The sequence below is a fragment of the Syntrophotalea carbinolica DSM 2380 genome (assembly GCF_000012885.1).
Classification (GTDB): Bacteria; Desulfobacterota; Desulfuromonadia; order Desulfuromonadales; family Syntrophotaleaceae; genus Syntrophotalea; species Syntrophotalea carbinolica.
On record NC_007498.2, the window covers coordinates 2,283,352 to 2,303,920 of the forward strand.

The 20,569-nt window shown below is 54.7% G+C and carries 18 protein-coding genes; 2 read left to right on the forward strand and 16 right to left on the reverse strand.

The annotated features are described in order from the left end of the window. From PCAR_RS10820 to nadC, 11 genes are all read right to left on the reverse strand, one after another. On the reverse strand, window positions 1-1,218 hold the full coding sequence (locus tag PCAR_RS10820) for a M24 family metallopeptidase (RefSeq protein WP_011341709.1): 1,218 nt from the start codon (window positions 1,216-1,218) through the stop codon (window positions 1-3). Then, entirely contained in the window at window positions 1,215-2,879 is a 1,665-nt protein-coding gene (locus PCAR_RS10825) for an AMP-binding protein (protein ID WP_011341710.1), read from the reverse strand. Before PCAR_RS10825 ends, PCAR_RS10820 begins: the two co-directional genes overlap by 4 nt. A 229-nt stretch (window positions 2,880-3,108) precedes the next feature. Beyond that, window positions 3,109-3,843 (reverse strand): TIGR02266 family protein, encoded by a 735-nt coding sequence (locus PCAR_RS10830; RefSeq protein ID WP_011341711.1) that lies wholly within the window; start codon window positions 3,841-3,843, stop codon window positions 3,109-3,111. 56 nt (window positions 3,844-3,899) lie between these two features. Then, on the reverse strand, window positions 3,900-4,556 hold the full coding sequence (locus tag PCAR_RS10835; protein WP_245523284.1) for an MgtC/SapB family protein: 657 nt from the start codon (window positions 4,554-4,556) through the stop codon (window positions 3,900-3,902). Window positions 4,557-4,611: 55 nt separating this feature from the next. After that, window positions 4,612-5,109 (reverse strand): MogA/MoaB family molybdenum cofactor biosynthesis protein, encoded by a 498-nt coding sequence (locus tag PCAR_RS10840; protein ID WP_011341713.1) that lies wholly within the window; start codon window positions 5,107-5,109, stop codon window positions 4,612-4,614. Next, a complete protein-coding gene (locus PCAR_RS10845; RefSeq protein WP_011341714.1) occupies window positions 5,106-5,567 on the reverse strand; it encodes an MOSC domain-containing protein in 462 nt (153 codons plus the stop codon). The genes PCAR_RS10840 and PCAR_RS10845 overlap by 4 nt, the downstream gene beginning before the upstream one ends. 285 nt (window positions 5,568-5,852) lie before the next feature. After that, complete coding sequence (locus PCAR_RS17880; protein WP_011341715.1) at window positions 5,853-6,803, reverse strand: hypothetical protein; 951 nt, start codon at window positions 6,801-6,803, stop codon at window positions 5,853-5,855. Between the two features lie 206 nt (window positions 6,804-7,009). Then, entirely contained in the window at window positions 7,010-9,088 is a 2,079-nt protein-coding gene (gene fusA, locus PCAR_RS10855; protein WP_011341716.1) for an elongation factor G, read from the reverse strand. Between the two features lie 159 nt (window positions 9,089-9,247). After that, entirely contained in the window at window positions 9,248-10,015 is a 768-nt protein-coding gene (locus PCAR_RS10860; protein WP_011341717.1) for a type III pantothenate kinase, read from the reverse strand. 195 nt (window positions 10,016-10,210) lie between these two features. Further along, window positions 10,211-11,194 (reverse strand): biotin--[acetyl-CoA-carboxylase] ligase, encoded by a 984-nt coding sequence (locus tag PCAR_RS10865; RefSeq protein ID WP_011341718.1) that lies wholly within the window; start codon window positions 11,192-11,194, stop codon window positions 10,211-10,213. Window positions 11,195-11,203: 9 nt separating this feature from the next. Next, window positions 11,204-12,028 carry a carboxylating nicotinate-nucleotide diphosphorylase gene (nadC, locus tag PCAR_RS10870; protein ID WP_011341719.1) on the reverse strand — a complete coding sequence of 275 codons (825 nt, stop codon included), beginning with the start codon at window positions 12,026-12,028 and terminating at the stop codon, window positions 11,204-11,206. A gap of 381 nt (window positions 12,029-12,409) precedes the next feature. On the opposite strand from nadC, the gene PCAR_RS10875 reads away from it, so the two are divergent. Continuing rightward, window positions 12,410-13,309: an OmpA/MotB family protein gene (locus PCAR_RS10875; RefSeq protein ID WP_011341720.1), complete on the forward strand. Its 900-nt coding sequence runs from the start codon at window positions 12,410-12,412 to the stop codon at window positions 13,307-13,309. 119 nt (window positions 13,310-13,428) lie between these two features. Here the strand turns inward: PCAR_RS10875 and PCAR_RS10880 are convergent, their stop codons facing one another. The 4 genes from PCAR_RS10880 to PCAR_RS10895 form a co-directional block, all read right to left on the reverse strand. Further along, the gene (locus PCAR_RS10880; RefSeq protein ID WP_011341721.1) at window positions 13,429-14,076 is read right to left on the reverse strand and encodes a hypothetical protein; all 648 of its coding nucleotides are present in this window, start codon (window positions 14,074-14,076) and stop codon (window positions 13,429-13,431) included. A 167-nt stretch (window positions 14,077-14,243) separates the two neighbouring features. After that, window positions 14,244-15,023 carry a DUF364 domain-containing protein gene (locus PCAR_RS10885; protein WP_011341722.1) on the reverse strand — a complete coding sequence of 260 codons (780 nt, stop codon included), beginning with the start codon at window positions 15,021-15,023 and terminating at the stop codon, window positions 14,244-14,246. A gap of 708 nt (window positions 15,024-15,731) precedes the next feature. Then, entirely contained in the window at window positions 15,732-17,033 is a 1,302-nt protein-coding gene (locus tag PCAR_RS10890; protein WP_011341724.1) for a hypothetical protein, read from the reverse strand. An 85-nt stretch (window positions 17,034-17,118) separates the two neighbouring features. Then, complete coding sequence (locus tag PCAR_RS10895; RefSeq protein WP_011341725.1) at window positions 17,119-17,931, reverse strand: ZIP family metal transporter; 813 nt, start codon at window positions 17,929-17,931, stop codon at window positions 17,119-17,121. A 244-nt stretch (window positions 17,932-18,175) separates the two neighbouring features. Here PCAR_RS10895 and PCAR_RS10900 point away from each other — a divergent pair, with 244 nt between their 5' ends. Next, window positions 18,176-18,895: a UDP-2,3-diacylglucosamine diphosphatase gene (locus PCAR_RS10900; RefSeq protein WP_052643396.1), complete on the forward strand. Its 720-nt coding sequence runs from the start codon at window positions 18,176-18,178 to the stop codon at window positions 18,893-18,895. On the opposite strand, the gene PCAR_RS10905 is transcribed toward PCAR_RS10900, so the two are convergent. Further along, the gene (locus PCAR_RS10905) at window positions 18,883-20,250 is read right to left on the reverse strand and encodes a YihY/virulence factor BrkB family protein (RefSeq protein ID WP_011341727.1); all 1,368 of its coding nucleotides are present in this window, start codon (window positions 20,248-20,250) and stop codon (window positions 18,883-18,885) included. The two genes, PCAR_RS10900 and PCAR_RS10905, sit on opposite strands and share 13 nt — an antisense overlap. Window positions 20,251-20,569 lie beyond the last annotated feature (319 nt).

The window sequence follows — 20,569 nt, forward strand, 5'->3', positions numbered from 1 at the left end:
TCACAAGATGCACAGGGTCTCGTCGGAAAGGGTCAGGGGTTCCACACCGGCAGCGGTTACCACGAATGTGTTTTCGATGCCGACCGCACCTTGACCGGGGAAAACCGCTTTGGGCTCAAAGGCAAAGGTCATGTTTTCCCGCAGCACCTGATCCCGGAACCCCCGAGCTATAAAGGGATATTCGTCAATCTCCAGGCCGATGCCGTGCCCGATAAAAGATACCTGGGAGCCCTCCTGTCCCATGAAATGCCGGGCATAGCCAAGCTCGGACGCCAATCGGCAACAATCGTCGTACAACTGCCCCCAGGCTACTCCGGGAAGAGCGGATTTCTTCAGCAGATCCTGGATCTGGCACATGGCCTCGTAAGCCCGGCACAAAGGCTCGTCAAGATACCCCAAAGCCAGGGTACGGGTCTGGTCAGCCAGATACCCGTTATAGAATCCGATCAGATCCACAGTCACCGGTTGACCGGGGCGCAGGCGTCGCCCGCTGGGGCCGAATCCGACGGAAGGATGCAGGCCTGCGCCGCCCAGGGGCGTATTGCGAAAACTTGATGCGGCGCCGTCCGCCCCCGCCAATACCAGGCCCATGGCGACCTCCCCGTTAAAAGCCCGCATGCGGGCATAACCGGGGTGGCCACGCCGTCGCGCCAAACCTTCCAGGGCAACAGCCAGGTCAAGATCACTAAGCCCCTCGCAAGCCATCTGCGTCGCCAGTCGCCAACTTTCATCGAGCTGACGACCCGCCTGACGCATGCGCTCCAGTTCCCATGCGGATTTCACCGAACGCAAAGACCTCACCAACGGGGTAAGATCCTCGACATGCGGATCCCCCAGGGCGTGACTCACGCGCTGAAACGTTGCCACCGGCAACACGTCGAGTTCCATGCCGACGCGTTCTACACGGGGCAAACCATGATCGGCTACAATGCCCGGCAGTTCCCGGAAACTGCGAAAAGGTACAATGCTGGGCACATAGCTCTCACGGCGGGCACGGCACACATCACGGCGTACAGCATACAAGGGATCGCCTTCAACCGGTATATATAACACGCCACTTTGCAAGGTACCTGAAAAATAATACAGATCCGCATTTTGCATGACCACGGCAGCTTCAAGACCGACTGCGGCCATAGCCTTTTGCAAATGCTGCCAGCGCGCTCGAAGTTCCTCCACCGGAACTCTATCGGTCCAGCTGTCGGCGGCATAACCATTCATGCCGTTTCCACCGAGCCGGCAGCTTCGAGTTGCAATTCCATGATGGCCATTTCACGCAATTTGAATTTCTGGATTTTCCCGCTGGCGGTCATGGGAAACTCATCGACAAACTTGATGTATCGGGGAACTTTGTAATTTGCGATACGGCCACGACAAAAATCCTGAATCTCCTCCGAGGTAGCCGAGGTGTTTTCTTTAAGTTTGATCGCTGCCATGACCTGCTCGCCATATTTCACATCGGGAACCCCATACACCTGCACGTCGGCTACCTTGGAATGGGTATAGAGGAATTCTTCAATTTCACGGGGATAGATATTTTCCCCTCCCCGAATGATCATATTTTTGATGCGACCGGTAATCTTGCAATACCCGTTTTCATCCATCACCGCCAGATCGCCCGTATGCAGCCAGCCGTCCTCATCGATAACCCGCGCCGTTTCGTCGGGCATTTTGTAGTAACCCTTCATGACCAGATAACCGCGGGTGCAGAGCTCACCCTGGCGCCCTGGGGGCAGGCGTTGACCTGTCTCGATATCAGCAATCTTGACCTCTACGTCGGGCAGGGCACGCCCGACGGTGGCAACACGCAATTCCACAGGGTCGTCAGTGCGCGTCTGAGTAATGACCGGCGACGATTCGGTCTGCCCATAAGCGATGGTGATTTCCGTCATGTACATTTCGCGAATGACACGTTTCATGACCTCAGTGGGACAAGGCGAACCGGCCATGATACCCGTTCTGAGACTGCTTAAATCGTAGCGGTCAAAAGCGGGATGATCGAGTTCGGCGATAAACATGGTCGGCACACCGTGCAGCGCGGTGCACCTCTCGGTCTGGACGGTGCGCAAAACAGCTTCGGCACTGAATGTCTCCACCGGCACCATGGTGCTACCGTGGGTCACGCAGGCCATCACCCCGAGGACACAGCCGAAGCAATGGAAAAAAGGTACCGGTATGCACAATCGGTCTTTTTCCGTAAAACGCATGCATTCACCGATATTGAAACCATTATTGATGACATTGTGGTGCGTCAGCATCACCCCCTTGGGAAACCCGGTAGTTCCGGAGGTGTACTGCATATTGATAACCTGGTGCTCGTCGAGAAGCTTCTGCACAGCACTGAGTTGATCGTTTTCGACCCCCTCCCCGAGAACTTCCAGATCATGCCAGCGACGCATACCGGCATAATCCCGCTCACCAAGAAAGACGACATTTTTCAGGAACGGAAGCCGCTCGGACTGCAGCTGTCCCGGTTCCGCATTCCGCAATTCAGGCACCACACTGTAGAGGGTTTCGACGTAATCGGTATCCTTGAAACCCGACACCAAAAAAAGAGTCGTGGTATCCGACTGCTTAAGCACATATTCCAGTTCAACGGCTTTATAGTTGGTATTGACGGTAACCAGAATGGCGCCGATTTTTGCCGACGCAAATTGCAGGATCACCCACTGGGGCACATTCGTTGCCCAGATGGCAATGTGGTCGCCCTTGCCGACCCCCATAGCCAAAAGGCCTTTGGCCACGCCATCGCAGATGGCATTAAACTCCTTATAGGAGTAACGCAACCCCTGGTCGGGGTATACCAAAGCGTCGTTATCCGGATACTTTATCGCCATGTGTTCCAGCAATTGTCCCATGGTAAAATGCAGACTTTTGCCCATATCACCCGTTCCTTCCATATGGCTCTAAATCCTTATGTTCCCCACATTCGACATGAATAAAAATAAAACACCGTCTTTATTTGGCGTTTTGAATATCACAAAGACACCTCTCGGTCAAACTCTATTCGTTCAAACATTCGTGGGCCCGGTCTCCCACACCCCCGTCGCTCCAAATAAAAAAAACGCTCCTGACGGAGCGTTTTAAAAACCTTGGGAAAATCAAATAAAGTTACCAATCGGGGACAACAAGCGAGCGCATGACAAAAGCCCTTATGACCGCCATATCCTCAAGAGTCAATCCTATAAACTGCACCCCCATACCTTCCGGCAATCGCTTTGTCCGGGACTCGTCAAGGGCATTGATCCAGGCCACCCTGCCCTGGCAGCAAATCGGATTCACATGCCCGGGAATGGTAAACTCGAGCCGCAATGGCGTATCGACCGGCAACGGGGCGCGGGTTTCGATAAAAAATCCGCCGGTGCTGACGTTGACGGAATAATGAGTTAAATCATGTTCGCCCGATGGTTCCCGATATTTGACATGCATATGAACTTGAACGCGCGGCGCCGCCCGCCTTGGAACCTGCAGGTGCTTCTCTATGGCTTGCAGAAACTGATGCCGCCGGGGCGGTCTCTGCAGGATATCATCACAACCTGCCCGCTGACAGCGCAACAACTGATCAGGCATGTTGGGCTGAACCAGCAGCACCACTGCCAGACGACAAAGACTGGGGTGCGCTTTCAGCCTCAGACACATCTCGGCCCCGCACATATCGCACAACTCGGCGCCCATAAAGAGAATATCCGGTTGGTGCTTGACAGCAAGATCAAAAACCTCCCGAGCGCCGGTTGCCGTATGAACATTATATTGCTCCCTGCGAAAAAACGATTTTTCCAGATCAAGAATGGTACGGGTGCCATCGGCAAGCAGAATGGTTGTCTTAACATCCTGAGGCGACATCATAGCAACGGTTCCTCTCTGAAAAAATATGCAGGGTGAGTAACTCCTCTTTCGTAGCGTCAGCGATAGCGGACTTTGCGCACTCCCGGAATCGCTGCAAGCTCATCCACAAAAGTTCTGAAATCCATACCACCAAACTTTTTAACAACAAAATCGTAGCGCACTTCCTGCGCTACCTTATCTTTTTCCATTGCGGTTTCGACCCGCCTCAGCCCCCGGTCGTCGAGCAATGCTTCAAGCGAAGAACTGACGGCAGGATCAGGGTCGCAAAAGATCGTCAGATCGGCATAACTGTCTTTCGCCATGGCGTCCTCCAGTCGCTTGAGGAACATCAGAGCGCCTACCGCCATGCCGGTAACGGCCAACGCCGGCACATACAGCCCGACACCAACGGCCATTCCGATACCTGCCGCGATCCACAAACAGGCTGCCGTCGTCAACCCTCGAATCGCGGAGCCATCCTTGATAATCGCCCCGGCACCGAGAAAACCGATCCCCGTGACAATCTGGGCGGCAACCCTGCCGGGATCGATGCGCATGGAACCGCTACTGCTGAGAACATGGTACCTGGTATAAAAATACTCCGAAACCACCATCATCAAACAGGCTCCCATGGTTACCAGCAGATGGGTACGAAAACCGGCCGGCCGGCCATGGATCTCCCGCTCAAAACCGAGCATCGCACCCAGCAAAGCCGCCAGGAGGAGCCTTCCCAAAAGGGAAATGTCGTAATGAATTAAACCCGTATCCAAAAGATTCACGTCTTTGAACCTATTGAGCGCAATCGGACGGGTCGCCCTTAAGCTTGCTCAGACCGTGCCCCAGCGCAGGCATGACGACTTCAAGGTTTTCGCGCACCCCCTTGGGACTGCCAGGCAAATTAATGACCATGGAACGGCGCCGCACCCCCACCTTGGCCCGGGACAACATGGCATGAGGAGTTTTTTGCATGCTCGCCACGCGCATCGCCTCGGCCATTCCCGGTATTTCCCAGTCGAGAATACGGGCGGTCGCTTCGGGGGTAACGTCTCTGGGGCTGAGTCCCGTACCGCCGGTTGTGAGAATCAGATCCACCTCATCCCGATCCACCCATTCCACCAGGGTTTCGACGATGGTATCCAGGTCATCGGGAACGACCTTGTAGTGGGTGACCTTGCCAATCGGAGCAATCATCTCGCGAATGACCTGACCACTGAGATCTTCCCGCTCACCACGCGCCCCTTTATCGGAAAGGGTCAAAATACCGATGGTGAAGGCAAACTCGCTCATGCCGAAGTCTCCTTGGCCAAAGGTGGCAAAACCTCCACCACATCGCCGGTTTTTACCGGTCCGCCCTTAAGCACCACGGCAAAGATTCCTTCGCGCGGCATCACGCAATCTCCGGCCTGATGATAGATGGCACAGCGTGTATGACAGACTTTTCCGATCTGGGACACCTCCAGCATCACATCCTCACCGATCTGCAGTCGCGTCCCGATGGGCAGGGTAAACAGTTCCAAGCCTTCGGTGGTAAGATTTTCAGCGAAATCGCCGGGTTTGACATCCAAGCCTTTGGCCTGCATGGACGCGATGCTCTCCATGGCCAGCAGGCTGACCTGACGGTGCCAGTCGCCCCCATGACCATCGCCTTCGAGGCCAAACCCTTCGACCAGCACACCTTGTCCCACGTTTTTTTTGCGTTCGCCCTTTCCGGGGCTTACACATACTGCAACGATACTGCCCTTCATAAATCCTATCTCCTCCACTGCGATTGTTTTTATCGATTAAGTGCGATTTGCCCTCTGGCCCCGCACTATGGTTCGGCCTGTTCCCGAAAGAAATCCTGTTGCATCCCGGGTCCCCCTCGGGATATTAAGAATATATCATATTTTAGAATAAAAATAGTCCCACGCCACCGGCCGGGCATTTTTCCCCGACACCATTGCCTCTGCCCTCGACCGGACTTGAGCAACCCCATCCCCAAAAAGGATCCGGAGAAAAATCAAACGCCCCCGCATCTGCCATCAACGGGTTTAGCTGCGTTTTGACTTGGCCATCAGTATCCGTCGGGCGTTATTGACAATCACCGGTGATATTTCGCGGCTTTTCACCATATTCTTGAGGTCTTTTTCCGTCAGAAACCCCATAAAACGCAAGGCATTCCCGATCGGCGTACGAGGATGCAATACCAGAGCGAGTTTGATACTGTAATTCTTGACCCATTCCCGATTGAGCAGAATAATACGAATCAGCTCGTCATTGGTCGACTTGCTGCGGGCAATGGTCTGCACCTCCCCCTCGGTAATGCGCGGATTCTTTAAAACCGCCGACGAAACAAGTTTATTCGAATCACTGATGAGCAGACTCCGCCATTCCTTATCCCCGGTCATTGCTGCTTTGATCTTTTCTGCAACCCCCATTTGCATGGCCATCTGAAATTTACTGAGTTTTTCAGTACCCTCAGGCTCTTCATCTTCAGGCTGGGTCTCAGCCGGATTTTCGTTCTGATCCGTTGCGTCCGTCATCTGCTGGCTTGCACCTGCCTCTTCAGCCGCTTCCCCGGCATCTTCGTCCGCAACAGGTTTGCTGGATGCTGCCATCGTTTTGCGCAGATGCGAACGCAACGCGGCGGGCAACGCGGAATTCGTCAGAAGTGCATCGGCAACGGTAGGGCAGTGCGCATAACGCTTGGCCAAAAAACCGAGTAAAGGCAGCTGCAGCGAGTTGTCGGCAGCCAGGAGGCGCAAACGATCCTCCGGAAAAGTATCCAATGCCCGACGAACCTCCCGGAGGAGTTCCCGGTCGGCGCGCTGTCCAAAATAAACCAGCAGCGTCAGCCACTCTACGTCGTTAAGATCCAGATGCCCGCGAAGGGCTTGCACCTGCTCATCGCAGCCAGCATCACCGGACACAAGTCGCGCCACACGTGGCGAAACCTTCAACCGTACCGATTTTTTGTTTTTTGAATTTTCAGATGCAGTCATTACCTGTTGTTTTCATCAAAGAAAAAGGCCGCCGGCAAATGGCACATGTCGGCGGCCAGGATAGATTTAGTGGCCTGTGCAGGTCAATGCATCGTTTGCTCGGGCCCCTTCAGCCGTCGGTCGCATGACCCGGAACCCGGGCAGACTGCATTCTCACACCTTGCCGGATCTTTTCCGCATCGCCCACTAAAGAAGATCGGCATTGCTTATTCTGCCTCTTTCAGTTCGGCGAGAAGCTTGTTGGTCAGATGGGCAGGAACTTCCTCGTAATGAGAGAATTCCATGGTAAACATGCCCCGATCCGAGGTCATGGAACGAAGCTCCGGTGAATATTTGAGCACCTCGGCCAGAGGCACCATGACATTGACCTGTTGATTGCCGGCTTTGGGATCCATACCGAGGACTTTACCCCGACGGGAATTCATATCCCCGATCACATCGCCAACGCATTCATCAGGGACGGTAATTTCCATTTTCATCACCGGTTCCAGCAACACCGGAGACGCCATCTCAATCCCTTTCTTGAACCCCATGGAACCGGCGATCTTGAAAGCCATTTCCGAAGAATCCACCGAGTGAAAGGAACCGTCGAACAGCGTCACCTTGAAGTCCACCGTGGGGAATCCTGCCAGCACACCGGTGCGGGCCGCCTCACTGATACCTTTTTCAACGGCGGGAATATATTGACGCGGCACGGCGCCTCCCACAATTTTATCTTCGAACATGAACCCTTCGCCACGGCTCAAGGGACTGAATTCGAGCCACACGTCGGCATACTGCCCCCGACCACCGGACTGTTTTTTATACTTGCTTTGCAACTTGGCAGAGCCGCGTAACGTCTCTCGATAGGGGACTTTCGGTTCTTTGAGTTCCACCTCGACATTGAATTTGCGTTTGAGCTTTTCAACCGTGACTTCCACGTGAACCTGCCCCATGCCCGACAAAATCAGTTCATGCGTTTCCTCATCGCGCACCAACTGCAGTGTCGGATCCTCCTCGACCAAACGCTGCAAGGAGGCATGGATCTTGTCTTCATCGTTCTTGCTGAGCGCCTCAAGCGCGAAGGAAATAACCGGTTTAAGTGGCTCGGGAAAATCGAAACAAAGGGGTTGGGAACGGTCGCACAAGGTATCTCCGGTGACCGTTTCCTTCAGCTTGGCCACAGCCACGATCTCACCAGGCATGGCCCGATCGACGGCCACCTGTTTTTTCCCGACCATTTTATACAACTGACCGATACGCTCCGTACAATCGCGATTGGCGTTGCCCGTCGTCGAATCGGATTCAAGCGTTCCCGAATAAACGCGCAAAAGATTCAACTTGCCGGTATAAGGGTCACTGATGGTTTTGAACACCAAGGCGGAAAAGGGCGCATCCTTGGCCGCCTGCCGTTCAGCCAGGTCCCCGGATTCCGGCACACTGCCCACAGGGACCGGACAATCCGCCGGCGAGGGCAAACATAAATTAATCACATCGAGTAAAAAAGATACCCCCCGATTGGCGGGACCGCTGCCGCACAAAACCGGAACAATCTCTCCGGACAGGGTCGCTACCCGCAACCCGCTACGAATATCCGCCTCGCTCAAATTATCTTCTTCAAGATATTTTTCCATCAGCACATCATCGGTTTCGGCCGCGGCCTCCACCAGGGCAATGCGCTGCAGTTCAGCTTCTTCCTGCAAGTCACCGGGGATCTCAACAGGCTCTACCCCGCCCGAAGCATCCTCGGAAAACCGGTACGCCTGCATGGTAATCAGATCGATCAGACCGGAAAACTCATTTTCCGCGCCTATGGGCAACACCAGCGGCACGGCACGAATCGACAGGGCCTCCGCCATGGTTGCCACGGCCTTTTGAAAATCGGCCCGCTCGCGGTCCATCTTACTTACGAATGCGACAGCCGGCAGCTTGTACTCGCGGCCCCATTCCCACATTTTCTGTGTCTGGGATTTAACCCCGGAAATAGCCGAAGCCACCAACAACAGGCCATCAACCACACGCAGACAGTTGCGTGTATCGTGCAAAAAATTGGCATATCCCGGACTATCGAGGATGTGCAACTCATGCTCCTTCCAGGGAAGAAAGCAGGAACTGGCATCGATAGAACTGGTTCTTTTGATTTCTTCCGGCTGATAATCCAGCAATGAACTGCCGTCGTCGACCCGCCCCAATCGGTCTGTCACCCCGCTGCAAAACAGCATGGCCTCGACCAGGGAGGTCTTACCCGCCCCGCCATGTGCAACAACTCCCAAATTCCTCAACTTAGCCGTGTCGTACTTTCCCATGGTCTCTCCCTTCATTTTCCCCGCCGGGGGAACGCGCGTGAGAATCACATCTAAGGAAACAACGAACGCTGCGATGGATAAAACAACATCGCCGCTTATGACATCGTATCGGCAATCTGCTGCCGTTGTGAGCATGAAGAAAATATTTTTATAGGGAAATCACCCCTTGTTGCGCAGGTACAGAATGCGCAATCCTTCCAGAGTTAAATCGCTTTCCACCTCATGTATGGTTTGGGTTTCGTCGGCAATCAGAGTGGCCAGGCCCCCGGTAGCGACAACCAGGGGATCGTCACGGGTTTCTTTTCTCATACGTTCGACAATACCGTCGACCAAGCCCACATAACCGTAAAATAGCCCGGCCTGGATACTGTTGACGGTATTTTTGGCGACCACCGTGGGCGGCCTGGAAACCTCGACCCGGGGCAGCTTGCTGGCTTTATCGAACAAGGCATCGGCACTGATCTTCAGCCCGGGAGCGATGGCGCCCCCGTGGTACTGCCCCTTGGCATTAATGTAATCGAAGGTCGTGGCCGTACCGAAATCGACCACGATCAAACTCCGCTGCCAGCGGGCAAAAGCGGCCACGGCATTGACGATACGATCAGCCCCCACCTCACGGGGGTTTTCATAAAGAATCGGCATGCCCGTCTTGATCCCCGGACCGACCACATAAGGGCTGCGTCCTACATATTTGCGGCACAGGGACTCGATGGCCTGGAGCGTCGGAGGCACAACACTCGATACGATCACATCTTCTATGCGATCGAAGGTGACACCGGCAAGACGCAATAATTCGTGCAGCAACATGGCATATTCATCGCCGGTACGCCCTTTATCGGTGGTAATACGCCAATTATAGGCCAGCGTTTGCCCTTCATAAAGTCCAACAACGGTATTGGTATTGCCGACGTCGATAACCAGCAGCATAGTGTTCCTTTGAATTTCACATTTATTCAGGCAGCGTCCACCCATAATCCCGGCGTCGGACGCTGACGGTCTCCAGCGTGTAAACGGGCTATATTCCTGCCGGTAGTTTACGAAAACCACCGAGACTTGTACTTAAGTATTTTGTGAGCCATGACGCGAGTCGGACGAAACCAACCAGCATCGGAATAGATGAAACTACAGCGGTTTTACGTCGCCGGCCAGAACCCGCTCCCGGGTACCATCCGTAAGATCCAGCAACAGCGCACCATCGCTATCGAGCCCCGCGACCTTCCCGATGATGCGACGGTCCTGAAGGTCCACTTCGACGCTACGTCCCACCAGGTCGAAATATTGCTGCCAAACGGCCAGCACCGGAGGGAATCCTTCGCTAAGGTAAAGAGCGTAAAGATGATCGAGATGACGCAGCAGACAGCGAACGAAATCGAGGCGCGACACTTTGCGGCCGCATTCCAACATCATGGAGGTAGCGGGATATCGCAAATCTTCCGGAAACTGCTCGGTCCGCATGTTGAGATTGACCCCAATCCCCAATACCAGATAGTGAATCTGTTCAGTTTCGGCGTCCAACTCGTTCAACAGGCCGGCAATTTTGCGCCCTCCCACCAACACATCGTTGGGCCATTTGACCGTCGCCGCAAGGTTTCCGGTTTCGGCCACCGTACGTGCCACCGCGGCCGCGGACAGAAAGGTCAATTGGCTGGCATATCGGGGAGCCACCGGAGGACGTAACAGCACCGAAGCGTACAGGTTGACTCCAGGGGGGGAACACCATCGACGGCCGAGTCGCCCCCGTCCCGCGATCTGGCTGTCCGCCAACACCACGCTGCCCTCGGGCGCTCCGGCCTTGCCCAGTTCGTGGGCACACAGGTTCGTGGAATCGGTCTCTGCGTAGTATATCACTTCGCAGCCGATGCGCTCGGTTTCCAGGTTCGCCTGCACCTCCGCAGCCAACAGGACATCGGGCGAGCCCTGCAAGCGGTAGCCCTTGGAAGGCACGGCCTCGATCGCATATCCCAACAAACGGAGTTGTTCGATCTTTTTCCAGATGGCGGTACGCGAAACACCCAGGGCACGACTGATCTGAGCACCGGAGACAAATCCGTCGCCGGCCGCGCGAAATAACGCGAGTATGGTTGTGCGTGCATCCTGCCCGGTCATAATAGCCTGTTATTGAAAAAGCATCGAAATGTCGACGGCCGGACTGGAATGCGTCAAGGCGCCCACCGAAATCAGGTCCACACCGGTTTCGGCGATACCGCGCACGGTCTCCAGCGTTACCCCGCCAGAAGCTTCCGTCACGGCATTTCCGTCCACCAAAGCGACAGCCTCGGCCAATGTTTCGAGATCCATGTTATCGAGCATGATGACGTCGGCACCGGCGACCAAAGCTTCTTTGACTTCCTCAAGATTGCGTGTTTCGACCTCGATACGCAAGGTATGCGGCGCCGTTTCACGTGCACGGGCCACCGCAACGGCAATCCCTCCGGCCGCAGCAACATGATTTTCCTTGATAAGAACACCGTCGTAAAGGGAGGTGCGATGATTTCGGCCGCCACCGACCCTTACCGCGTATTTTTCAAGAACACGCAACCCCGGCGTGGTCTTTCGTGTGTCGACCACCGCCGCACCGGTGCCTTCCAGCTCTTTCACAAACGCTGCGGCATGGGTAGCCACACCACTCATGCGCTGCATAAGATTCAAGGCAACTCGCTCACCTTGCAACAGGGTGGCTGCCTCGCCCTTTATCCAGGCCAGGACATCGCCACGCTGCACGTGCACACCGTCCTCCCGCAGTTTTTCAAAAGCGATGGAAGGATCCAGTACATGAAAAACCTGGCAAGCCACATCGATCCCGGCCAAAACGAAATCTTGCTTGGCAACCAGTTCCGCCCGGGCCGTGGTGCCGGTTGCGATGGTTGCCTGAGTGGTTATATCGCCAAGACCGATATCCTCTTGCAGGGCGGTCCGGATAATACGATCTATTTCGAACATGGTTCTCTCCAAGGATGAATTTAAAACAACTTTACACAATAACATCGAGCCTTTTTATATCACGGTCGCAGAAGCCCCCGCAACCAATACGTTGCAGACTCACACGCGACAGCCGGCACGATTTCGATAACGACCCCGACATCATGTTGTCATCGCGAACCCGGCAATCGTACCTGTCCGTCAACGCTGCCCCCACGATGCCCTTATAGGGTAAATCCGTTTCGCACGATCGGCCCCAAAACAGAAACCGTCCTTGCCGGTCTTTGGATAAAGCCCCTGCAAACGGTCTTTGTACTTTACAAGTGGATGGTTTTTTGTTTAACAATGGTCGGAATATCCACAGGCGCCCACCGCGGCAGACTTTACAGGAGGAACATTATCGTGCGCGTTACCCTTCGGTTCATCACTATCAGCCTGATCATTGCCATTTTCGCCAGCGGTTGCGTCAGCCGATCCGCTTTTCAGCGTAAATCCGATGAGGCCGAGCATTATGCAACCCTCAGCAGCAATCTCGAACAGGACTACGCCAAGCTGATGGAACAGCAAAAACAGCTGGCGCTTCGTTACGATGAACTGGGGCAACAACTGGAAACTTCCCGCAATACGGCTGTGACGCTGCGTCAGGACAACCTGCGCGCCAAAGCCGACATCGCGCGTCTGGAAAAAATCCTCGCCAACCGCAGTGCCGAAACCGGTCAAGCCATGACCGAACTGCGGCAGGATATTGATCGCCTGCAGGAGGAAAAACGCCATTTGAACTCGCAACTGGAACAGGAACATCTGGCACGCCAGGCACGCATCGCGCAGCTGAAAACAACCTACGATGACCTGGTCGACAAACTGGAAAGCGAAATCAAACGCGGCGAAGTGACCATCTCGGACCTGCAGGGCCGCCTGACCGTGAACATGGTGGAAAAGATTCTTTTCGATTCGGGCAAGGCCGACATCAAACCGGCCGGACTCAACATCCTCAAGCGCATTGGCACCATCCTCAAGAATACCGCCGACAAATCCATTCGGGTCGAAGGCCATACCGACAATGTGCCCATCAGCCCCCGGTTAAAGGACATTTACCGCTCCAACTGGGAGCTGTCGACCGCTCGCGCCGGCAGCGTGGTGCATTTCCTGCAGGATCGCCTGGGAATTTCCGGCGAACGTTTATCCGTCTGCGGATTCGGACCCTACATGCCGATCGCCAGCAATGCCACGGCCCAGGGCCGGGCTCAAAACCGGCGCATTCAGATCGTGCTGGTACCGCAGCAGACTCAAACGCTCGAATAACCACGACAGGAAACGTCACCTGTCGACGAAAGCCGAAACCACCTTCAGCGCAATCGTAAAAAAAGGCCGGACACTGTCGTCCGGCCTTTTCCGTAACTGAGCCGTGGCCGAAACAGCCATCAAGCCATAGGCCCTTCAGCCTTGGAAATCTCCCGCAGCAACTGTGCCACGGAAATTTCATGCTGCGCCATAACTCGCAGACAATCGAGAATCCCAAGATATAATGGTGCGGCATGGGGAGTGCACAAGCCCTCTATAAGCCGGGCCTCGTGATCGGTAGCGAACTCGATACAGAGGGAACAGACCTGGGGCCCTTTTTCATCGCTGATATACGTTTTAAGAACATCGTTATCTGTTTTCAGGACATCAGCCAAAGCGCGAAGAATCTCCAAATGCCCTTTGAGCAGATCATTGATCTGACTACATGCCTTGGGAGAGAAAGGAACGCCGTCGCTGATCTGCCGCCGCAGCGGATGAACCAGTTCGCCCAGCGCTTCGGTAACAATCTGCAAATGCGCCAGTACGCTGTGCAGTTTGATCGCGTTGACCTGGTCTTTGGCGGAAAGTTCAGCCAGCAGGTTGTCGATCCTCTCCGTCGCCAGGGCGATCTCTTCCTCAACGATCACTTTGTGGTGTTCCATTTCAGCTAACATCTGACGACACTGATGATTAAAAGCGCTGCGTGCCATATCCACCATGATGGCCAGATTGTCAACTACCGCTCCGAACAGATCAAGCTGATCCTTAACAGGTTCACTAAATGACATATCATACCTCTCGTTGGCGCCTAAGTTACCGATATCTTCTTTGCAATCATACCAAAACCTTAGGAACATGCTCCAGAATAATCTGAGCAAAACGAAATAAAACGAAAGCAAAGATGATTACAACGCATGCGTAATCGAGGCTGCCGGAAAGGTTTCCAAAAACGAGATTACCGGCATGCGCCACAAGCAGGCACAGCATTAAACAGCAGCGTTTCAAAAGCGACATGCCGCTTCAACAAGGGGGTGCCACCCCCCTCCGAAATGACCCGAAAAACGCTGTCACAATCAAGAACACGGGCGCCGGAGATCTGGGTCAGAGGCGTATCGGCAAAGACCTCGGCACACAAGGGTGCCGACGGTCCCAGCAACACAGCACTGCGGGGACGACCGAGAGAGGCGAACAGCTCGTCCAGAGTACCGGTAATCAGGCTGGTACCGGTTAAAATAGCAACATCGCAGACCCCCAAAACCTTTTGCCCCTGTTGCGGAGACAGAACACCGGGACGATTCGAATCGAGTTCGACAATGTCAAGCCGGCATCCGACATTCTGTAAATCTCGCACTAGAGGGCCAAAATAGCCCACCATGACCACATGGCAGGAAGGTGTAATGCGCAGCGGTTCCAGGGCATTGACAGTGGAAACATCGGGACTGGGGCTGTCGGCAAGCAACGCATTGGCCGTAGCCACCCCGAGAGCACGCAGTAAAGGCCGTTCTTCGACGAGACCGGCCAGCAATTCCGTCGCCGGTTTCCCGCCCAGCGTCCCTGCAGCGTGAAGATGCGTGCACCCGCCGCCTCTATTGGGGGGCGTCCAGGCGAGACCGGCATGTCCGTTATCGAGTTTCACCGCCGAATAGCCCACCCCGATGCGAACCTCCTCGATCTTGAGGGTTTCGGCCTTGCCGAGCAACGTTTGCATAAGCTTGTTTTGGATGTGCAATGTCATTCTGAACCTCCGTAAATTGGAATGCACCGTAAAGAGTTATCCCGGTTTCCGAATGAAAATATTCCTCGAAGCTGTCGGACTTGAAAAATAAACCTCACACCTGAAAAGGGAAGCCATCGAGTTTCCGTAATTGTTCGACCGATCGGCAACAGGTGACATATCCCTGCTAACCGGCCTGCGATTTTCCCATGGCCTCATTGCGTTGCGCGTCCGCCAGTCCCTAGGTGTCTCTTGCATCCAAAATACGCATGAATACAGCCTAATGCAAGTCTATTTGCTGTCGACCTCGTCCCGCGTTCCCCGCCAAACAAAAAAATTGCCGCTGCAAGAGATCGACAATACATCGTCATATCCCTCCAGCGGCCAAATAGGTAAGGTGCAACCCGGCTCTTTTTATGCCCTGCGTAACGATGGAAACGATTCCGCAGATACAACATAGAGCCTGTATCGAAAACAAACCCTTCGATATGTTGCAAGCTACACAACGAGATTTACATAAATCAACGCGGCTTTCAACTCTTTTTGGGCAATAAAACCAAAATACATGACAAACAAAACCGCCCCGGCAGGATACCGGGGCGGTGATATCTATTGTGACAAAGCACACAAGCTGGCAATACAGAAAGATTGGCTGTCAGCAGGCATACGCTTCAGCGAAGCAGGAGCTTCCAGCTCATTTGGCGAGACCGTATTGAAAAGATTCGCCGATCAGAACTCCTTGGACCAACCCAACGTCAGTGCGGAGGCGCCGAAATCGCTGTCGCCACCGTCTTCACGCAATAATCCGAAGTTATAACTCAAACCGAGTTCGATTTGGGAGTTCCATGGTGCCCCGCAGGTTACGGCCGCACCGATGGCCGGCAGGGTATCCATTTCCCAATCAAGAGAACCGTTTTTAACCCGCGGCCTGTCAACGACCGCTAACTGTCCGCGAAGATGCAGATAGCAGAAAAACAGCAATTCGCGTCGATATTCAAGATTGGCAATGGCATAACTGCGACTGTAGAACTCGTCAAAGATCGCCCCCAAGACCATCGGCCGCGATAGCGCCTCCCATTCCCCGCCGGTCGGTTCACCACCGAGGCGGAAAGCACTGAAGCGATCGAGATCTTTGCCCATACCTGCATATACGGAAGCCAGCAGACGGTTGCGCTCGCCATCGCCCAGCGGTGAAGGCATGGCGACCAGGCCATAGAAGCGCCCGGCAACCCAGGTACGATGCTCCTCCCCGGACTGCATACCCGATATGGTCGCAGCCCCCCAATCGTCCCAGCGCGCACGATGCCCATACCATCCATCAAACCCTGCAGCCCAACCGACATGGGGCAGTTCCATGATGTTGCGTTCGAGAGCATCGGCACGCATACGGATATGCACTCTCCCCTCATAGGTATCCCGGGGTTGTCGAAAACCGTCAACGGTATCGCTACCGTCATCGAACCATAACATTCCCGGCTCATAGGTCAGAGCCACTTCCAGGGCATTATCCTGGTGTCCTGGCGCCAGGGGGGTCCGCCAACCGAAGCCCAAACCAAGGTGAAGGCGATGCCACTCCAGTTCTTCCTCTTCGATTTTCACCCCTTCGATGAATTCCTGACGTGCCATGGGAACGGTCATGTTGTCGAACGTCATGACCAGTTCGGTTTTGCCCAACCAATCGGGTGTCACATGATAACGCACCTCGTTGTACACCCCCACAAGCACGGCACGAAGTCTCTGCCGGCCGTTATCGGTGTTGCGCCATAGAAAATAAGCGCCATAGGGCTGCAGTTCATAATCGCTGGGAGCCTCGTCAAGCCATTGGACGCCAAGGTTCAAAGCGGTCACGGAACAGCGATCCCGGGACGGTGCCGTGACCGACTGACCGAACAATTCCGTGGTGAAACGTTCACCGGCTCTCGGGGTGCGATACTCGCCAGCATGGCCCCATGATGCCAGCAACAGCGGCAAGCACACCCCGACCAGAGCCACCCTGTAAAGACCGGCGGCCCTTAAAATGTTACAAAACATGTTGTCCTCCTGACAAACCGTAAAGTTCATAGACATGAACACAAAAAATAAATACAACGCACTTCTATAGGGCGGAAACGAGTTTTTAGCCCAAACCGACATCCAGGCTCATCATAACGACAAAGCCGAACATGGCGCACAACGTTGCAAAATCGCCGAACTCACCTTGTTGGGTCTCCGGCACCACTTCCTCGATCACCACAAAAATCATGGCTCCGGCAGCAAACGCAAGGGCATAGGGAAGGATCGGCCGTGCCAACAATACCGTTGCGGCTCCAATCACACCGGCGACCACTTCAACAAAACCGGAGAGCTGACCATACCAGAAACTTTTCAGCGGAGACAAACCATCGCGGCGCAACGGCATGGAGACCGCTACGCCCTCGGGGAAGTTCTGAAGGCCGATCCCCAGAGCAAGGGCTACCGCAGCCGTCAGGCTGGAGGCCTCCAGTCCGACCGCCACGGCCCCGAAAGCAACCCCTACGGCAAGGCCCTCCGGAATGTTATGCAACGTTACGGCAAGGACGAACAGCGTGCTGCGGGGCCAGGAAGTCTCAATCCCTTCCGCTTTGCTACGCGGCAGGCCCCGATGCAAATGCGGTAAAAGCATATCCAGTCCGCGCAAGAAAAACCCGCCAAGTAAAAACCCGATGGCCGGAGGCAGCCAGGAAGGCCCGCCCTGCCCTTCCGACATTTCGATGGCGGGCGCCAGCAGCGACCAGTAACTGGCGGCAATCATCACCCCCGCAGCAAAACCGAGCATGCCATCGAGCGTCCTGCGACTTGGCTGGCGGGCAAGAAAAACGGCAGCTGCGCCGAGCGACGTTACCCCCCAGGTAAAACAGGTAGCCAGCAAAGCCTGCACAATGGGGTGCATATTCCCCAAAATAGTCAGCATTCTTTCCTCCCTTGGCGTAAAAGCCGTTCGGCTTGACTTTACCCTGTCCCGCTTTTATAGTTGGATTCCATTCGGAAAAGGCCTTTTTTATACGAACTAAGCGCTAGAAACTCCCGTAAATGTGCGACGCAGGTCGCCTCTCCGGCACACAGACGTATGCCTGTTTTTGAGTCGTGCGAGAAGCGCCCGTTTCCCCTTACACAACCTGATATCGCCCTCCCTGTGAAGTTTCAGGACGGGTACAATGGATCCCATGAAAGATCTTTTTCTAGCCGATACGCACCTGCTCGATCCCTGCGATGAACCTTACCTGCGCTTGCTGGATTTTCTGGATGGGCAATGCGGCAGTCTGCGCAGCCTGGTCATGCTGGGCGATATTTTCGAATTCTGGCTGGGCTATCGCCATACCGTATTTTCAGCTTACCTTCCCCTGCTCGAAAGGCTGCGGCGCCTGCATGAGGCAGGCACCGAACTTGTCTTCGTCGAGGGCAATCACGATTTTCATCTGGGGCCCTATTTCAGCGAAACGCTGGATTGTCGCATTCTTCCCGACGGAGGTGCGTTGGAACGCGATGGCCGCAAAATCTTCATAGCCCATGGAGACCTGGTCAATCCGAAAGACACGGGCTACAGGGTGCTGCGTCGTGTTTTGCGCCATCCTTTGAGCCATCGCCTGATGATGCTGGTGCCCCCCGATACGGCATGGCGTATTGCTCGCTGGGCCAGCGCCAAAAGTTCCCGCAAAAACGGTGGCCGTGAACGGCATTCCCTGCCGCACGACGACCTGCTAAACTATGCCCGGCAACGTTTTTCCGAAGGCTATGATACCGTGATCACGGGTCATTTTCACGTACCTTTGCTGCATCATGAAAACGGCCACACCCTTATTGCTCTCGGGGATTGGACCAAACAACCCTCCTACGCCGTACTGGAAGACGGTGTTTTTACTCTCTACCCCTCCTGAAGAGCCGCCCCTCCGGGTCCCGACTCCAGCTTCCTCAACGCCAGATCCCGAAATGTCAAACCTTCCAGAGCCTCATTCTGAGCGTGAAGAAGCGTCTCTTCGATATCGGTGACCAGTTCCCTGCCGGGCATGCGAAAATTCCGCGGCTGGGTTGAGCCGTCTTCACGCAAGGCCTGCAGAACAGCGGTGACTTCGATGTTCTCCGGAGCTCTGCCGGGGTGATAGACGAAACCATCCTCGGCGGAAACCTGAACCCTGGCCAGCAAACCGAGCCTGACGAGATTCTCCAGAACGCAGCGCACCAGGCGTGGCGGCAATTTTAATTCGGAGCACAGCCGTGCATGATTCCAGGCTGTATCGTTGGCATAAAAGGATGCGGAACAGAGCAACAAAATCGTCATGGCCACCCGCTCCAGACTGGCAAAGCTGACCGGCTCCTCACTGTATTCCTCGCGCAGAATGGTCGCATTCTGCATGGCGTAGGTCAGTTCCAAACCGAGCAGAACGATCATCCATGAAACATAAAGCCAGACGATAAGTATGGGCAAGGCAGCCATCGTGCCATAAATGGCATTGTACTTGGAAACGCCGATCTGAAAGTTAACGTAGGCCCACTGCGCCAATTGCCAGAGAGTGCCGCCGAAAACGCCTCCGACCAGTGCCGGCCCGAGCTGCACGCGGGTGTTGGGCATGAACAGATACATGAAGGTAAAAGCCGCCCACACAGCCAGATAGGGCAGCACATTGAACAGCAGCAACAATGCCTCGCCGATCACAGCCGTTTCCAGCAATCGCTGCACCAATACCTGATTACGCAGGGTGGTTGTCAAGGACAGAGCGGCAACAATCAACAAAGGACTGAGCAAAACGACGGAAAAATAATCGGCAAAACGCCGGGTCAGGCTGCGTGTTTCCTTAACGCCCCAGATATGATTGAAACTTTTTTCTATATTGGACAGCAGCGTAAGGACCGTTGCCACCAGGATCACCAGACCGACGGTCCCTAAACGCCGAAAGTTGGTATTTTCGATATAGGAGAGGATAGCACCCACCACCTCGCCGGATCCATGAGTAAAAATCTTGAAAAGCAGCGGTTCCAGCACATTCTGGCCGCCGAATCCCTTGATGAGAGAAAACATCAGGGCCAGCAAGGGAACGATAGACAGCAACGTGGCGTAAGTCAGAGCCGAAGCGCGCAGCATACAGCCATCGGATACGAACCCGCGCACCACGATAGTGGCGACTTGCAGCTGACGCATCAGAAACAACCGCCTGCGCGTCAACTCGTGAGGGTCGAAATGCCACAGATCATGCAGCAGGAATGCGCGTAATTTATCCTTAAACCGGTTTGGCACCTCGGCCTCCTCAAAGTGCGTCCAACGCACAAACTTGTGTGCATGGCCCGAACGGTTAATCCAGCCTTTCAAGCCTGCCCTTTGGACTATTGCCCATGGTGCGGCGGCTTAATTCACATATCCAGTGGCTCTACCTGACCTGTTTTTACGGCGCCGAATATTTAACCGCCTGAAAAAAGAACCGCTCTTTCGGCCGCCGGCTGCCGCTACATTACATTATATACGCGATGTTGTGCAATGATATGGGAAGCTTACCCTGTAATGTCCAGAACGCTTTCGGCAATGGTTCGCCCTGGTTTTGATCGGATGTCCCCGTTTC

Bases quoted from the DNA above. Each gene is read 5' to 3' on its own strand.
- PCAR_RS10820 (WP_011341709.1), bottom strand. From the start codon at position 1,218: ATGAATGGTTATGCCGCCGACAGCTGGACCGATAGAGTTCCGGTGGAG.
- PCAR_RS10825 (WP_011341710.1), bottom strand. From the start codon at position 2,879: ATGGGCAAAAGTCTGCATTTTACCATGGGACAATTGCTGGAACACATG.
- PCAR_RS10830 (WP_011341711.1), bottom strand. From the start codon at position 3,843: ATGATGTCGCCTCAGGATGTTAAGACAACCATTCTGCTTGCCGATGGC.
- PCAR_RS10840 (WP_011341713.1), bottom strand. From the start codon at position 5,109: ATGAGCGAGTTTGCCTTCACCATCGGTATTTTGACCCTTTCCGATAAA.
- PCAR_RS10845 (WP_011341714.1), bottom strand. From the start codon at position 5,567: ATGAAGGGCAGTATCGTTGCAGTATGTGTAAGCCCCGGAAAGGGCGAA.
- PCAR_RS17880 (WP_011341715.1), bottom strand. From the start codon at position 6,803: ATGACTGCATCTGAAAATTCAAAAAACAAAAAATCGGTACGGTTGAAG.
- fusA (WP_011341716.1), bottom strand. From the start codon at position 9,088: ATGGGAAAGTACGACACGGCTAAGTTGAGGAATTTGGGAGTTGTTGCA.
- PCAR_RS10860 (WP_011341717.1), bottom strand. From the start codon at position 10,015: ATGCTGCTGGTTATCGACGTCGGCAATACCAATACCGTTGTTGGACTT.
- PCAR_RS10865 (WP_011341718.1), bottom strand. From the start codon at position 11,194: ATGACCGGGCAGGATGCACGCACAACCATACTCGCGTTATTTCGCGCG.
- nadC (WP_011341719.1), bottom strand. From the start codon at position 12,028: ATGTTCGAAATAGATCGTATTATCCGGACCGCCCTGCAAGAGGATATC.
- PCAR_RS10880 (WP_011341721.1), bottom strand. From the start codon at position 14,076: ATGTCATTTAGTGAACCTGTTAAGGATCAGCTTGATCTGTTCGGAGCG.
- PCAR_RS10885 (WP_011341722.1), bottom strand. From the start codon at position 15,023: ATGACATTGCACATCCAAAACAAGCTTATGCAAACGTTGCTCGGCAAG.
- PCAR_RS10890 (WP_011341724.1), bottom strand. From the start codon at position 17,033: ATGTTTTGTAACATTTTAAGGGCCGCCGGTCTTTACAGGGTGGCTCTG.
- PCAR_RS10895 (WP_011341725.1), bottom strand. From the start codon at position 17,931: ATGCTGACTATTTTGGGGAATATGCACCCCATTGTGCAGGCTTTGCTG.
- PCAR_RS10900 (WP_052643396.1), top strand. From the start codon at position 18,176: ATGGATCCCATGAAAGATCTTTTTCTAGCCGATACGCACCTGCTCGAT.